General features: G+C 57.4%; 17 protein-coding genes and 1 tRNA gene. 10 read left to right on the forward strand and 8 right to left on the reverse strand.

Annotation, left to right across the window (positions count from 1 at the left end):
• Positions 1-150 precede the first annotated feature (150 nt).
• The 5 genes from AB7M22_RS28510 to AB7M22_RS28530 all read left to right on the forward strand — a co-directional run bounded on the left by AB7M22_RS28510 (position 151) and on the right by AB7M22_RS28530 (position 3885).
• Positions 151-1437 carry an OprD family porin gene (locus AB7M22_RS28510; RefSeq protein ID WP_454188495.1) on the forward strand — a complete coding sequence of 429 codons (1287 nt, stop codon included), beginning with the start codon at positions 151-153 and terminating at the stop codon, positions 1435-1437.
• A 232-nt stretch (positions 1438-1669) separates the two neighbouring features.
• The gene (locus AB7M22_RS28515; RefSeq protein WP_008005252.1) at positions 1670-2416 is read left to right on the forward strand and encodes a 2OG-Fe dioxygenase family protein; all 747 of its coding nucleotides are present in this window, start codon (positions 1670-1672) and stop codon (positions 2414-2416) included.
• A gap of 46 nt (positions 2417-2462) precedes the next feature.
• Positions 2463-2876 carry a GNAT family N-acetyltransferase gene (locus tag AB7M22_RS28520; RefSeq protein WP_454188869.1) on the forward strand — a complete coding sequence of 138 codons (414 nt, stop codon included), beginning with the start codon at positions 2463-2465 and terminating at the stop codon, positions 2874-2876.
• Complete coding sequence (locus AB7M22_RS28525) at positions 2873-3589, forward strand: AzlC family ABC transporter permease (RefSeq protein WP_007897519.1); 717 nt, start codon at positions 2873-2875, stop codon at positions 3587-3589. Before AB7M22_RS28520 ends, AB7M22_RS28525 begins: the two co-directional genes overlap by 4 nt.
• On the forward strand, positions 3568-3885 hold the full coding sequence (locus AB7M22_RS28530) for an AzlD domain-containing protein (protein WP_454188496.1): 318 nt from the start codon (positions 3568-3570) through the stop codon (positions 3883-3885). Before AB7M22_RS28525 ends, AB7M22_RS28530 begins: the two co-directional genes overlap by 22 nt.
• Here the strand turns inward: AB7M22_RS28530 and AB7M22_RS28535 are convergent.
• The gene (locus AB7M22_RS28535; protein ID WP_454188497.1) at positions 3802-4728 is read right to left on the reverse strand and encodes a LysR family transcriptional regulator; all 927 of its coding nucleotides are present in this window, start codon (positions 4726-4728) and stop codon (positions 3802-3804) included. The genes AB7M22_RS28530 and AB7M22_RS28535 overlap by 84 nt on opposite strands.
• Positions 4729-5211: 483 nt before the next feature.
• Positions 5212-6369: an AAA family ATPase gene (locus tag AB7M22_RS28540; protein WP_454188498.1), complete on the reverse strand. Its 1158-nt coding sequence runs from the start codon at positions 6367-6369 to the stop codon at positions 5212-5214.
• A gap of 317 nt (positions 6370-6686) precedes the next feature.
• Here AB7M22_RS28540 and AB7M22_RS28545 point away from each other — a divergent pair, with 317 nt between their 5' ends.
• From AB7M22_RS28545 to AB7M22_RS28560, 4 genes are all read left to right on the forward strand, one after another.
• Positions 6687-6908: a tautomerase family protein gene (locus AB7M22_RS28545; protein ID WP_454188499.1), complete on the forward strand. Its 222-nt coding sequence runs from the start codon at positions 6687-6689 to the stop codon at positions 6906-6908.
• The gene (locus AB7M22_RS28550) at positions 6905-7561 is read left to right on the forward strand and encodes a DsbA family oxidoreductase (protein ID WP_454188500.1); all 657 of its coding nucleotides are present in this window, start codon (positions 6905-6907) and stop codon (positions 7559-7561) included. Before AB7M22_RS28545 ends, AB7M22_RS28550 begins: the two co-directional genes overlap by 4 nt.
• 42 nt (positions 7562-7603) lie before the next feature.
• Positions 7604-8314 (forward strand): SDR family NAD(P)-dependent oxidoreductase, encoded by a 711-nt coding sequence (locus AB7M22_RS28555; RefSeq protein WP_454188501.1) that lies wholly within the window; start codon positions 7604-7606, stop codon positions 8312-8314.
• 134 nt (positions 8315-8448) lie between these two features.
• Positions 8449-9198, forward strand: coding sequence for a hydroxypyruvate isomerase family protein (locus AB7M22_RS28560; protein ID WP_454188870.1), 750 nt, complete (start codon positions 8449-8451; stop codon positions 9196-9198).
• Between the two features lie 28 nt (positions 9199-9226).
• Here AB7M22_RS28560 and AB7M22_RS28565 read toward each other — a convergent pair whose 3' ends face one another.
• Complete coding sequence (locus tag AB7M22_RS28565; RefSeq protein WP_454188502.1) at positions 9227-10129, reverse strand: LysR family transcriptional regulator; 903 nt, start codon at positions 10127-10129, stop codon at positions 9227-9229.
• A 92-nt stretch (positions 10130-10221) separates the two neighbouring features.
• On the opposite strand from AB7M22_RS28565, the gene AB7M22_RS28570 reads away from it, so the two are divergent.
• A complete protein-coding gene (locus AB7M22_RS28570) occupies positions 10222-11229 on the forward strand; it encodes an aldo/keto reductase (RefSeq protein WP_454188503.1) in 1008 nt (335 codons plus the stop codon).
• A 149-nt stretch (positions 11230-11378) separates the two neighbouring features.
• Here AB7M22_RS28570 and AB7M22_RS28575 read toward each other — a convergent pair.
• The 5 genes from AB7M22_RS28575 to AB7M22_RS28595 form a co-directional block, all read right to left on the reverse strand.
• Positions 11379-11454, reverse strand: a tRNA-Thr gene (locus AB7M22_RS28575).
• A gap of 77 nt (positions 11455-11531) precedes the next feature.
• Positions 11532-11702 carry a hypothetical protein gene (locus AB7M22_RS28580; RefSeq protein ID WP_454188504.1) on the reverse strand — a complete coding sequence of 57 codons (171 nt, stop codon included), beginning with the start codon at positions 11700-11702 and terminating at the stop codon, positions 11532-11534.
• Between the two features lie 295 nt (positions 11703-11997).
• Positions 11998-13227, reverse strand: coding sequence for a methyltransferase (locus tag AB7M22_RS28585; protein WP_454188505.1), 1230 nt, complete (start codon positions 13225-13227; stop codon positions 11998-12000).
• A complete protein-coding gene (locus tag AB7M22_RS28590) occupies positions 13208-13897 on the reverse strand; it encodes an ABC transporter permease (protein WP_007897471.1) in 690 nt (229 codons plus the stop codon). The genes AB7M22_RS28585 and AB7M22_RS28590 overlap by 20 nt, the downstream gene beginning before the upstream one ends.
• Positions 13894-14589, reverse strand: coding sequence for an ABC transporter permease (locus tag AB7M22_RS28595; RefSeq protein ID WP_008005292.1), 696 nt, complete (start codon positions 14587-14589; stop codon positions 13894-13896). The genes AB7M22_RS28590 and AB7M22_RS28595 overlap by 4 nt, the downstream gene beginning before the upstream one ends.
• Positions 14590-14652: the final 63 nt, after the last annotated feature.

The raw sequence follows: 14652 nt of genomic DNA on the forward strand, positions 1-14652 counted from the left end.
GTGGCTAACCGCCATGACTCACAAAACAATAAAAGGCCCGCCGCGAATTTTCGTGGGCGGGCCTTTTTGTTTTTGGGTGAAAAAAGAGCGCGATAGCGCCATTTCAGTGGTTCGACACAGCGCGTATCAACCCGTAATAAGGAAAATAACATGTTGAACAAGCGAATCAGCCTGATCGCACTGGGGATGTTGAGCGCCACTCAGGCCATGGCTAACGGCCAGGCCGAATCCAAGGGTTTTGTTGAAGACAGCAGCCTCAAAGTGCTGTTGCGCAACGCCTATATCAATCGTGACTACAAGGACGGCCGACAGGACAAAGCCGAGTGGGGCCAAGCGGCCATCGGTACCTTCTCGTCCGGCTTCACCCAAGGCACCGTCGGTGTCGGTGTGGATGCCTTCGGTCTGTACGCGCTGCGTCTGGATGGCGGCAAGGGCCGCAGCGGCGCCGGTGGTATCGACTTTTTCAAACAGGGTGATAGCGGCAACGCAGCTGACGACCTGTCGAAGGGTGGCGCGGCAGTCAAGTTCCGTCTCTCCAGCACCACGCTGACCTATGGCGACCAGATGCCGGCCTTGCCGGTGCTGAACTACGACAACTCGCGCCTGCTGCCGGAAAGCTACACCGGCACCCTGATCACCTCCAAGGAGATCAAAGGCCTGGAGCTGAACGCAGGTCGCTTCACCGCCGAATCGCGCAAAAGTGCTGAAGGCCGTGACAGCGGTGGCTTGAAGTCGATCAACGTGTTGGGTGGTAGCTACCAGTTCACCGAACAGTTCAAGGCTGCGCTGTACGCGTCCGACGTCGAAGACGTGCTGAAGAAGCAATACGTGAACGCCAACTACGTGTTCCCGATCGACAAGGATCAGTCCTTGACCCTGGACTTCAACGGCTACCGCACCAAGCTGGACGATTCCTACGTCCGCGAAAGCGGTGCTACCGGCGACGACAACAAGATCTGGAGCCTGGCAGCGACCTTCGCCACCGGCCCGCACTCGTTCACACTCGCTCATCAACGCAGCACCGGCGACAGCAACCTGGGTTACGCCTACGGTGGCTACCAGAAGGGTCAAGGTCGCGTCGGTGATGGCGGCAACACCATCTATCTGGCCAACTCCTACTGGTCTGACTTCAACGCCGAAGACGAACGCAGCTGGCAGTTGGGCTACGGTCTGGACTTCAGCGCATTCGGCGTTCCTGGCCTGAGTTACAACGTTGCCTACGTGCGCGGTGACAACATCACCACCTCCACCAGCGAAGGCGGCACCGAGCGCGAGATCTTCAACCAGTTCAAGTACGTCGTGCAAAGTGGCCCGGCCAAAGACCTGAGCGTGAAGGTACGCAGCTCGATCCTGCGCGTGTCGCAGAAATCCAGCGAGTACAACGTCAGCGGCAACGAACTGCGCGTATTCGTGGATTACCCGATCAACATCTTCTGATGATCGGCTGAGTTGTTCAGACTCGATAAAAACCCCGACTGGTTCGGGGTTTTTTTTCGCCTCATGACCGTTAGAAAATACGAAAAATGGCTGTTTTCGATCGTAAAAAGTCGAATTAAAGCAACTTCATAGCGCGTTTCAATCAGCGCTTGATATGCCTGAAATTCTTTCTCATGGGCCGCAAATCCCGCACCTACTAGATTAAGCCGCTAAATGCAGTGGAGACCTAGTAATGATCGTTTTGAACAGAGAAGTTGGCGAATCGCTACGGCGCGACAAATATGTCAACGTCCAGGGAGCCGACTTCAATCTCTTCGGTCATTTTTCCGACTTCGTCAGATTGACCAAAAGTTGGGAAAGCATGGAGCCGGACAGTTATTACGGCCAAGCCGACGCAGGCATGCGTTTCCGTCGTTACAGCGATTTCGAATACAACCCGGTCACCCGTGACTTGACGCAGCTGGAACACCGCGCCTACGTGCAATCGAAGGCCAACAACAGCTACGTCGGCGGACTGGAGCGGCACTTCCAGGACTTCTCCAATGAAGTCATCAATTCGCCGGTGATGCGCAGTCTCATCGATGCGGATTTCGAGGTGTACAAAAACGTATTGCCGCCAGAGTTGCACGACGAAATCTGGCAATGCCAGATCCATCAGATCCGCATCGAAATCAAGCCAGGCAAGCAACTGGAAATTACCCCTGAAGGTATTCATTGCGACGGTTATCCGTTCAGCGGTGTGCATTTCTGGGGCCGCAACAACGTGGATGGGGCGGAGAGCCGTTTGTATTCGGCCCAAGAGGAACAGCTGGCGGCGACGACCTATCTGGAAATCCTCGACACCACCTACTTCCTCGATCGCGACATGCGTCACTACGTGACACCGGCACGCAACACCCATGCTCACGAAATGGCCTATCGGCAGATTCTGGCTATTTCCTTCTCGCGGCCCGGGACCGCTTTCGACATTGTTCGCTGAACAGCTCGACCCCATGATGCACATCGCCGAATGCCCTGCACCGGTGATGCTGTGGCGCGCGACGGCCAAGGATGCTCAACGCCTGGAACGCTTCTTTCGGCAATTCGAAGAAGTATCGTTCTGTGAATGGCAGGACGCCAAATGCCTGCGCGGTGTGTTGGTGCAGAAAACCACCACCGCGTTCCTCGCGCTCGATATCCATGGCGAAGTGGTCGGCGCAGTGTTGGGCGGCATGCTCGGCAGCCGTGGCACCATCAATCACCTGGCGGTGAGCCCGTTGTATCGCAGCCAGGGCGTCGGTCAACGTCTGGTTGAAGCGGCTTCGGCAGACATGAAACGGGTCGGTGTGCTGCGGATGTTCCTGTTCGTTGACGATGCTAACCTTGCCGGCAAACGTTTTTGGAGTGCCCAAGGCTTTTGCGAGCCGTGCGGAGAAACTACCTTTGAGAGGGACCTATGAATGAGACGTCCAGCAGCCAGCCGCTGATGGTCGAGCCCCAGCCCTCGCGCACTTTCGCTGAAGCCAGCCCGGTGATTGCGGGCTATTTCACGGTGTCGTTTGTGTTCGGTTTGATGGCCGTCAATGCCGGATTGCCTGTATGGCTGCCGGTCGCGATGTGCCTGTTCGTCTACGCCGGTGCCTCGCAGTTCGCCGCCCTGGCGCTGATCTCCAGCGGCGCGTCGCTGACCACAATCATCCTCACCACGTTTCTGATCAATGCGCGGCACATGCTGATGTCGGTCTACATGGCCAAGGCCTTGCAGGCGATGGGGCTCAGTCGTCTAGAGCGCTGGTGTTATGCCGGCGGGCTGACCGATGAATCGTTTGCCTTCCACAGCGTCAAACTGGGCAAGGGCTCGCCGGTCAATGTGCGTTACCTGATCGGCTTCAATCTGTATTGCCACACATCGTGGGTGCTCGGCGGTTTGCTGGGAGCAATCTGCGCGCAGTACGCGGCGCACCTGATCAAGTATCAGCTCGACTATGCGCTGACTGCGATGATGCTCTACGTGCTGGTATCGCTGTGCAACACCCGCAACAAACTGATCGCCGCACTGGCAGCGGTCGCCTGCATGGGTGTCCTGAGCCTGATCGGCAACTCACCCTTCAACGTGTTCATCGCCACATTCGTGGGCTGTGGAGTGGGTGTATGCCTGACCAAACGTTCCTGATCCTGGTCGTCGCGCTGATGATGGCCGTGACGTTCCTGCCGCGCGCATTGCCGCTGCAGGTGAACACTGACCATTGGCCACCCGTGGTCGCCCGGGCGCTGGAATACCTGCCGGTGGCGATCGTCGCTGCCATCAGCCTCACCCCGCTGTTGATCAAGGATCAGCAGGTGCAGCTCGATCGCCCGGAATTTTATGCAGCCATTCCGACGTTGTTATGTGCGTATTTCAGCAAAAACCTCTTTCTCAGCGTAGCGGTGGGAACGGCTGCGTACATCGCGCTCGGATCGTTCATTTAGCGACAGAGCGACCACGTCGTTCAGGGCCTGGCCCGACAACTCGGGGTTATTGACTGCCAGCCGCACTTCGAGGAAGTCCTCGAAACCCGGGAAAATGGTCAAGCCGTTACGCAGGGCTGCCTCACGGGACACCATGCCGAGGCCGTCCATTTGCGTGATCAATGACAGGGTCAGGGTCTCGCTGCAGGAATAGATCATCCGCTTGCCTGACTCGTAATTACCAAGGCCGGCGTCGAGAAAACGCAAGAAGCTGTGGGAATACGGACAATCGTCGGCAGGACGTACCTGAAATTTATTGCCGAGCAGCATCAGCGGATCGTTTTCCTGACCGCAATGAGCACCCACCACCTGCACCTGCACATCGGGCAGGGCAATGCTGGGTAACCCCGGTTGTTGCGGCCCGATCAGCACGGCCAGGTCAAAGTCCTCATTCTTCAGCTTGCTGAGGTTTTCCATCGACTCCGCGTAGCTGAATTCCAGTTGATAGTCAGGAAACACCTCAATGAGGCGTCCGATCATTCGCCGGTTGAAGTCAGCCGAGAGCGTGGTGTTAAGTGCAACCTTGAGCGTGCGCTGCCCAGGCACCTTGAGCGCGGCGACTTTTTCTTCCAGTTGCCGCGTGGCGACCAACACTTTGTCCATGTAGGGCGTGAGCTCCGTGCCCTGCGTTGTCAGAGTCAGCCCCTTGTTGGAGCGACGAAACAACCGAAAACCGAACTGCTCTTCGACCTTGTTCAACTGCGCGGCCAATGCCTGCACGGTCAAACAGGAATGCTCTGCCGCCGCCGACAATGAGCCGGTCTGCACAATGCGCATGAGGTTACGTAAGGTTCTGCTATCCATTTGGGTAATGCCCTCTAAAGTGGGCTGGCTATTGTTGTGTACCTGATCGCCCCGGTGGGCGTCGGTCGCGTGCTGGCTATGATCCTGCACCAGAGCACGCTTGTCCCGAGTTTAGTAGCGAAATGATTCCGCGTCCGATGGTTGGAGGCTTACACAGGATCGGGGTTTATCAACGAGACCTTTTCCCAAGGCAAAAAAAAGCAGCCTGATCAGGCTGCTTTCATGAAAAAGGTGCTTGATATTGTGCTCCCTCAAGCAGGGGAGGAGAGGTCTTGCCAAGCGTTGATTTCCAGGTCATCAACGGGGTTCCTACGTCGACTATTGCCACCTGAAGGCAGTCGGTTTCGCGCTCTCGATTAAATTTTCTGCTCCTGTGAGGCGGGTGTCAACGTGCGTATTGGACCGTGCGTCGGCGTCTTTTCGGGCTGCAAAAAACTGCGCGAAAAACGTACGGGTACTCGTCATCATCCACGACTAAATTCCCTAACTAGCCTCAATCAACGCTCGCTCCTCCAACCAGATCTCCTGAACAAACTGATCCGTAATCGCATAAATCCCATGCCCACGCCGCATGATGATGTTCTCGGCGACCAGCGCAATCACCACCGGTTGAATCTCTTCAACCCGCACCTCGCGACCTACAGTCTTCGAATATTCAGCCGCCGCATCAGTGGAGAAAATCCCTCGTGCATCGCCTTCCGTGGACGCGATTTTGTTGAAAATAGCGTGGGCAAGGCTGCCTAACTGATCTACTTTCTCAAGCTCAATACCGGCCGCCGCCGAGCGCAAAGTACTGGCAATAACCGGCAAGAAAAGATCGGGATCACCTTCTTGCTGCATCAACTGCCGCAACGCCTTGAGCATTTCCTCAGGCCGATTCCCCAAGGTATTGAACGCTTCAATGGCAACCTCAAGCGACGGTAACTTTTCCTTCTTCACCGTCATCGCGAGCCGGTTGAGCAGGTACTCAACGTAATCACCTTTCAATACCGGATAAGCCGCCGACGTTGCGCCGGAAAACGCTTGGTTACGCTTAGCTGTCAGTTCACTGACTTGTGCCCGGTGCGATCCCGTTCCTATAAACAAAAAGTACCCCGGCGTCTTCGGGCGAGGATTGATCGCGTCCCGAGCGGCTTTGAGTGCGAGGAGCAGCTGATTACCATCGTCAGAGGAGATGGCGTGCTGCACTTCGTCGATGATCAGCACCAAATCTGTCTTCGCTTGATCGACGACTTCTGTTAACGCCTGTGCCAGCGTAGGCCCACCTGCCTTACCAACGCTGTCGAGCTTGAAACCGAACTTGAATCCGGCTACTGCGACGTCTGCACCGCTAACGCGCTTGAGCATTTCCAGCAAACTGGAGCCAGGGGTTTGGAGCTCTTCCAGACGCAGGCGGATTGCGTCATGCACGAGCGTCGCAGGATTGGCCAGCGTATCGCTCCATAAGTCGACGTAAATGACCAGAGCGCCCGCTGCTTCCAGGGCAGGGATGAGGTCATTTCTCAGAAAGGTCGTTTTACCGGTCCTGCGCTGGCCGGACAGAAACAGACCTGAGCGCAAACCTTCATCGAGAACACCTGGATTGAGAAGCTGATTTGCCATCTCTTCAGCTAGTTCGGGGCGCTGAAAAATGCTGCTCATGCATTACCTCTTTTTATGGATACGCCATAATTATTGGCCAGCCATAATTTAGCATAAAGATTGGAACCTAGCCTGAGGCCGCTCAGATCAGTGTTTTTCTGAGGCGGTAGAAAAGTCTCGTTGTGTCGCTAAACCTGAAAAATAGCGGCACGTCTGTGTAAGCTTTGTTGGGCTAAGCCCAACATCTCGCTCTTAACTCATTACACCAAGTAACTAATGATGTTCCAGCACCCACCTTTATCCCCCTGACACAACCCAATACATTCCTCTCCAACGCCTCCCCATCATCCTGATGAGAAGGTCACTGGAGATTCCTCATGCCTTTCGTCAGCGTACGCATCACCCGCGATGGCGTTACCTCAGAGCAGAAAGCTCAGGTGATCGCCGAAATCACTGAAACCCTGGAACGCGTCCTCAACAAGCGCCCGGACCTGACCCACATCGTGATCGAAGAAGTCGACACCGATAACTGGGGCTACGCCGGTATTACCACCACCCAGTACCGAAAACAACTGGCTGAGGCGAAGGAACAGTCATGACCGCGTCCGTCACCCTCGATTTCGTCTCCGACGTGGTGTGTCCGTGGTGCGCCTTGGGCGCCACGGCGCTGGCGCAAGCGATCGAGAACGTGGCCGGTGAAGTCTCGGTCGAGCTGACCTACAAGCCCTTCGAGTTGAACCCGGACATGCCGGCGGAAGGCGAGAACGCGGTCGAGCACTTGATGCGCAAGTACGGACGCAGCGCCGAAGAAGTCGCCGCCGGCAAAGCGATGCAGATCGCTCGGGGCGAGGCCATCGGTTTCAAGTTCGATCTGGAAAAACGCAGCCACTTCTACAACACCTTTGATGCTCACCGGCTGTTGTTGTGGGCGTTGCAGGAAGGGCGGCAGATCGCACTCAAGAAAGCCTTGCTGCGTGCTTATTTCAGCGACGGCCAGAACCTGAGTGATCGCGAGACGCTGGTTCGTCTGGCGGCGGAAGTGGGGCTGGAGGCGGTGGGTGCGCGTGAGGTGCTGGAGTCGGGAGCGTTTGCCGAGGAAGTGCGTGAGCTTGAGACGTTTTATCGCGAGCGTGGCATTAATTCGGTCCCGGCCATGGTGCTGAACGGTCGTCACCTGGTGTCCGGTTCGCAATCGGTCGAGTACTACGAACAGATGCTGAGGCAAATGGCGCAGACACCCGCCCAAGCCTGATTGATCACTTTTCAAACCATCATTTATTAGTTGAGGTTCATCATGAGCAATTCTAAAAAAGTCATCGTCATTACTGGTGCTTCCCAAGGTCTCGGCGCAGGCATGGTCAAGGCTTTCCGTGAGCTTGATTACAAAATTGTCGCCACCTCGCGTTCGATCCAGCCGTCCACCGACCCGGACATTCTCACCGTGGCCGGCGACATCGGCGACCCGGCGGTCGCCCAGCGCGTCATCCGTGAAGCGATCGAACGTTTTGGCCGTATCGACACCCTGGTCAACAACGCCGGGATCTTCGTCGCCAAGCCGTTCACCGCCTACACCCACGAAGACTACGCAGCGGTGCTGTCGGTGAACCTGAATGGTTTCTTCTACATCACCCAACTCGCCATCACCGAGATGGAAAAACAAGGCAGCGGTCACGTCGTCAACATCACCACCAGCCTGGTGGACCATGCCATCGACGGTGTGCCATCGGTACTGGCGTCGTTGACCAAAGGGGGGCTGAACTCTGCAACCAAATCCTTGGCCATCGAGTACGCCAAGCGCGGGATTCGGGTGAACGCGGTTTCCCCGGGCATCATCAAGACCCCGATGCATGGTGAGGAAACCCATGAAGCGCTGGGGAGTTTGCATCCGGTTGGGCGAATGGGGGAGATCGGCGACATTGCTCAGGCTGTGGTGTATCTGGACAGCGCCAACTTTGTCACCGGGGAGATTCTGCATGTTGATGGCGGGCAGAGTGCGGGTCACTGAGACCTGATTTACACCCCAGAAGCAACAAAGCCCTCGCATTGCTGCGAGGGCTTTGTTTTGATGCAGCGCTGGAGCTGCGAAGGATGCTCCAGGCCGATGATTTCGTTTCTTCCCAAGGATGGAATATTTACCCAATGCTCAAGTTCAATGCTCATCTCGGTTTCCAATTCAATGAATTGCCGTTTCTGCAACGCATCGAAGCAGCCGCCGCAGCGGGTTTTCGGGCGGTGGAGTTCCCGTCGCCCTATGAATTCGACGCGAGCCTCCTGGCCGACCACCTGGCGCAATACAGTCTGCCGTTGATTCAGTTCGCCGCACCGGCTGGCGTTACCAAAGGCATCGCTGCCTTGCAGGGCAAGGAAGAAGAGTTTCGCCACGGTTTGCTCCAGGCCGCCCGCTATGCAAAGGCGCTGGCATGTTCGGATGTCCACATCATGTCTGGCGTTACGACGCAGGATGACGCAGGACCTATCTTCGGAGGTAACCTGGAGTATGCCGTCAAGTACTTCGAGGATCAGGGTTTGCGGCCGCTTATCGAAGTCATTTGTACCCAAGAGATGCCGGGCTATTACATGTCTGACTTCAGCAAGGCGCAACAGGTGCTGGAGACCTTCCCGAGTGTCGGGCTGATTCTCGATCTTTACCATGCCCAGCTTCTGACTGGAGACGCGGCAGATATTCTGGCTCGGTTTTATGACAGAACGGTCCATGTGCAAATTGCCGACTGCCCGGGTCGTCACGAACCGGGAACCGGGAACATCGACTTCGCAGCTTTGTTCGCGGCGCTGGAGCAGCGTGGCTACACAGGATGGATCGGGTGTGAATACCGTCCTTGCGGTTCTACCGTTGCGGGCCTCGACTGGATCAAGCAGCTAAGTGCGTAGCGCTTGCGGCGGACGGGACTCAGATAAATCAGGTCCGCACGTCGCCCGCTCTGATGAATTCGATGAGGGCGCTCAAGGCCGGTGGCACATGGCGCCGGCTGGAGTAATAAAGAAAGAATCGGCTTGGCGGTGCTTTCCATTCCTGGAGTATTTCTCTGAGATGCCCGTTGCGGATGTCGTCGCGCGCCAGTTCCTCGTAGACATAGGCAATACCGGCGCCATCTTTCGCCGCCTGAATCATCAGCGCATCGTCTTCCAGAATGAGTGGGCCTGTGACGGATAACCGTATCGGTTGACCGTCTGCTTGATACTCCCAAGCGTAAAGTTTGCCACTGGGAAAACGCCTGGCAATGCACGCATGTTCAAGCAGGTCGCGAGGGGCGTGCGCGATTCCCTTCGCGGCCAGATAGGCATCCGAAGCAACCGTCACGAACGATTGAGGTGCGCCGACGGGGACTGCGATCATGTCGCCGGCCAGGTTTTCACCAAAGCGGACTCCCGCGTCAAACCCGCCACTCACGATATCGGTCAATCCATCATCGGTGATCAGGTCCAATTGAATACGTGGGTACCTGGCCACGAAGGGTGCGAGCACTTTCGCAAACACGACGCGAGCCGCCGGACGCGCCACGTTGAGGCGAAGTTTGCCAGCGGGCACTTCCTGCATCGAGGTCAACTGCGCTAATGCTTCGTTAACCTGGTTCAGGGTCGGGACCAGCGTCGCCAATAGCTGCTGGCCGGCCTCGGTCGGGGTCACGCTGCGAGTGGTTCGGTTCAGCAGTCTGATACCCAGGCGTGCCTCCAACGCTCGCATCGCGTGACTCAACGCGGAAGCCGAAACGCCACGCTCGTCCGCGGCCTTGCGAAAGCTGCGATGGCGAGCGACGGCGGCAAAGGCATCCAGTTCGGAGAGATCGGGGTGATTACTCATGAATGTCGTTCAGTAGTTCAAATACGATTACCTATCTTATCGTCACGAGATCTCTCCCAGATACTTCTCACATCATTTGTGGAGAGGTTGCCATGCAAAAGAATCGTCTTGGATCATCGGATTTTCATATTTCGCCAATTGGCCTGGGAACATGGGCAATCGCCGGCACCGGTTGGGAATACAGTTGGGGAGCGCAGGATGACAACGACAGCCTGAGCGCACTTGAATATGCCGTCGAACGCGGCGTGAACTGGATTGATACCGCTGCGGTTTATGGCTTGGGCCATGCTGAGCAATTAGTGGGGCAATTGCTGCGTCGGGTGCCGGCCTCGCGACGTCCTTTAGTGTTCACCAAAGGCAGCCTGGTCTGGGACCCGGTCACGAAGCAGATTTCGCACTCCCTGGCCCCCCAATCCTTGCTCGCGGAAATCGACGCAAGCTTGCGCCGGCTTCAAGTCGATACCATCGATCTTTACCAGATCCACTGGCCTGCTTTTCCTGCCGACGCAAGCAGTGAAGGTATTGAAATGGCGCTTTCGGCTTTGGCCGCCGCGCGCGATCAAGGAAAAATTCGCGCTATCGGCGTATCGAATTTCGATGTCGCTCAACTCAAGCGGGCGCAGGCGGTGACAGAAATCGTTTCGCTCCAGCCGCCGTACTCCGCCTTGATGCGGGACATCGAGAAGGACGTCCTGCCATTCTGTGAACAAGTAGGGATGGGGGGCCTGGCCTATTCAACACTTCAATCGGGGCTACTGTCCGGCAGCATGACCCGTGAACGCATCTCGCAACTGCCCGATGACGATTGGCGCAAGGCCCGAAGTGCGGATTTCCAGGAGCCTCGTTTGAGTGCGAACCTGGCATTGGTTGACGTCATGGCACGCATTGGAGAAAGACACGGGGTGAGCGCAGCGGCAGTCGCCATCGCCTGGGTGCTTCGCCAACCGGTAGTGACAGGCGCCATCGTTGGAGCCCGCCGTCCAGCACAAGTAGACGGGCTGATTGCTGCCTCGGAGTTGCGCCTTAGCGCCGGGGAAATCGACGAAATTCGACCGTTCCTGCCGTTGGGCATGGGAACAAATGTTCCTGGGGCTGCCTGATATTTTTGAGCAGCCTGCGGGCTTTCCAGGGCGGTAGTTGGATCTGCGTCGGGGTCGAAGTCTGAAGATCTAAAGATTGCGGCCTTCGGCAGCTCCGAGGGGCCAGAAACAACAAAGCCCTCGTATTTCTACGAGGGCTTCGTTTTGTATGGTGCCGGCACCAGGAGTCGAACCCGGGACCTACTGATTACAAGTCAGTTGCTCTACCAACTGAGCTATACCGGCGTGTTGGGCGACGATTATAGCGATTGGGTTGGTTCTGTAAACCCCTGAATTCAGACTATTTTTGCGTAGGCTTTCGATCAGGCGCGAACCGGTACGTTCTTGAGTTTCTGGAGGGCGCGCCAGGTTCGGCTGTTTTTCAGGGCGCGCAGTTGGGCTTCTGCGGATTCGGCGTGTTGCAGGGCGGCGGGTGAGGTGGTTTTCGGTGTCGGTGACGGGGTGGCTGAATTTGTGGCCAGGCCAGGTTGCATGGTGAGATTCGGCGCTCGTAGCAAGGGCTGTCGCAAGGCGCAATTTTCCGCTAATGGGTGTCCGGTATTCGGCGGTTATGTCGTTTTGATGAAATGCTTATGCACAATGGACTAGGGGCGATTGCCTGTTCATTACGATTTTGTAGACTGGTTCTCATTTGTCCGCAAATGCCTGTTTTGCGGGTTTTTTATTTGTGTGAACAAAAAATGATCAGCAGTGTTTAAGGCTTAAAACAGCGTGGATATTGGATCCACGATAATTCCATCAACAGAGTTATCCACAGGCTGCGGTTGTTTAGGGGCGTTCTGCCAGGAGTAGGAAATTGCGCGGGGTGAGCGGGGTTTCACAGAAGGTGCCGAGGCGAACGGCGTAACCCTGCTCAATGAGGAAAAGTGCCCGATCAAGTACCAGCCACAGCTCCAGCGGCCGTCGGAAAAGGCCTCGCAGCAGCTCCAGGTTGCGCACTTCGGCCAATCGCTGCCAACCGGCGGCTTGCAGTGTAGTCCAATCTGGCGCACCGACTGTGGATAAGTCTTTGAGTGCAGCCAGATCGCGGCAGTAATCGGCGAAAGGTTTGTCCAGCCAGGCACTGGGCAGGGAAGGGGTTGGCAGGTATTCATCGACGCCGCGCAGTTGCCGTTGCAGCAGGTCGAACGCCAGGCGCCGGGCCATGGAGGTGTCGCGCTGGCGTCGGACGCGAGCGCCGGCGGTGACGGTTTCGCTCATTGGCAGCGCAAGATCATCGAGGGAAAGGTGTAGGTCGGAGCGCTCAGCCGTGCAGGAAAGCGGCTGATAGGTGTTCAGGCTGATCCGGTTGTAGCAGCACGGCGCGATGGCCAGTTGTTTGCAACCGGCGGCGCTGGCGAGCTGGATCAGTCGCACATGCAGATCACCGCAGGCGTGCAGCGCGACCGGCGTGTGATCGGCGTTCAATAAAGAGGCTGCGCCAGGAGCGAGTACATCCTGCTCGACATGCAACGCATGCAATTGATGACGCTGGCTGAGTGCTTGGCCACTGGCAACCAGCGCCGGATCGAATTCCAGGCAAGTCAGTTGTTGCCCGGTTTGCAGCAGGCGTCGCCCCAAATGGCCTTTGCCCGAACACCAATCCAGCCAATGCGTCGGTGCTTGAGCAAACTGCAGGCGACCGGCGAACGCTTCAATCTGTTGCCATTTGCGTCCCGGCACATCCACATTCAAGCGATGGCCTGCCGCTTCCAGCGCACGAGCCGGCAATTCACCCACCGTGCTCAGTTCAGCAGACATCATCGCCAATGAAGCAAACGGCTCCGGCGCATCGAGCAAGCAAGGTTGGTTATGACTGCTTTCCGCATCCTCCAGCGACCGCCCGCGTAGCCAAAACGCCAACTCCGGGTAGGACGCTTCCCAAGGCAGTTGCAGATGGGTAAACGGTCGAGGCTTCCACAGCACCTGATGCTCGATCAGAAAAGCATCCAGCGCGGTGAAACGGGCGAGCAGGGCCTCGCCCGTCAGCACGCAGGAATCAACGCCCTTGGCAGGCATCGACGCGCAGCCAGCGCTCCAGCAGCTTGAAGCCGCGAACCAGCACGTAAGCCATCAGCAGATAGAACATGCCCGCGGCAAAGAAAATCTCCACCGGCAGGTAGGTGCGGGCAATGATGGTGCGGGCCATGCCGGTCAGTTCCAGCAGGGTCACGGTGCTGGCCAGGGCGCTGGCCTTGAGCATCAGGATCACTTCGTTGCTGTAGGCCGGCAGGCCGATGCGCGCCGCACGCGGCAGCATGATGTAGAACAGCGCTTTGGCCCGGGACATGCCCAGCGCCCGCGCCGCTTCGATCTCGCCCGGAGGAATCGCCTGGATCGCGCCGCGCAGGATTTCGGCGATGTAGGCCGCGGTGTGCAGGGTCATGGTCGCGGTGGCGCACCAGAACGGATCGCGCAGGTACGGCCACATCGAGCTGTTACGCACCGCGTCGAACTGCGCCAGGCCGTAGTAGACCAGGAACAGCTGAACCAGCAACGGCGTGCCACGGAAAAAGAAGATGTAGCCGTAGGGAAATGCCCGCACGTACCAGAGTCGCGACGAGCGAGCGATGCCCAGCGGAATTGCCAGCAGCAACCCGGCGATCACGGCGATGGCCACCAGTTCCAGGGTCAGTGTTGCGCCCTGAGCCAGTTTCGGCAGCCACTTGATGATGACTTCCCAGTTCATTGGGTGCTCCTGGCGAAGCCGCGAGCGGCGCGTCGTTCCATAAAGTGCATGCCGGTCATGGCCAGAACGGTCAGGCCCAGATACATGAAGGCGGCCACCATATAGAAGGTGAACGGTTGCTTGGACACGGTCACGCCAATTTGCGCGTGACGCATGATTTCTTCCAGGCCGATGACGGATACCAGCGCGGTGTCTTTCATCAGGATCATGAACAGGTTGCCCAGGCCCGGCAGGGCGATGCGCCACATCTGCGGCATGATCAGCTTGGTGAAAATGCGAAATTTCGACAGGCCCAAAGCCACGCCGGCTTCACGGTGACCTTTGGGGATCGCCAGAATCGCACCGCGAAACACTTCCGTGGCGTAGGCGCCGAAGCACAGCCCCAGCGCAATCACGCCGGCGGCGAAGGCGTTGAGTTCGAGGTCGGGGTTGCCGAAGAACTCGCCCAGGGCACGCATCAGGTTGACCGTGCCGAAGTAGATCAACAGCACCCAGAGCAATTCCGGGATGCCGCGAACCAATGTTGAATAAGTGCCGCCAAGCCATTGCAGCGGCTTGTACGGGGAAGTCTTGGCCAAGGCGCCGAGCAGACCGAGCACCAGCCCCAGGCACAAGGCCGAGAGTGCCAGTTTCACAGTCATCAGCGCACCAGCGGCGAGCGCCGGGCCGAATCCGTAGAGGTCGATAATCATGGATTTCTTTTCAAATCGCGGCAGGCAATGCGAAGGACCGGCACCGTCAGAGAACGGCGCCGG

This window comes from Pseudomonas sp. ADAK2 TE3594, from assembly GCF_053628675.1.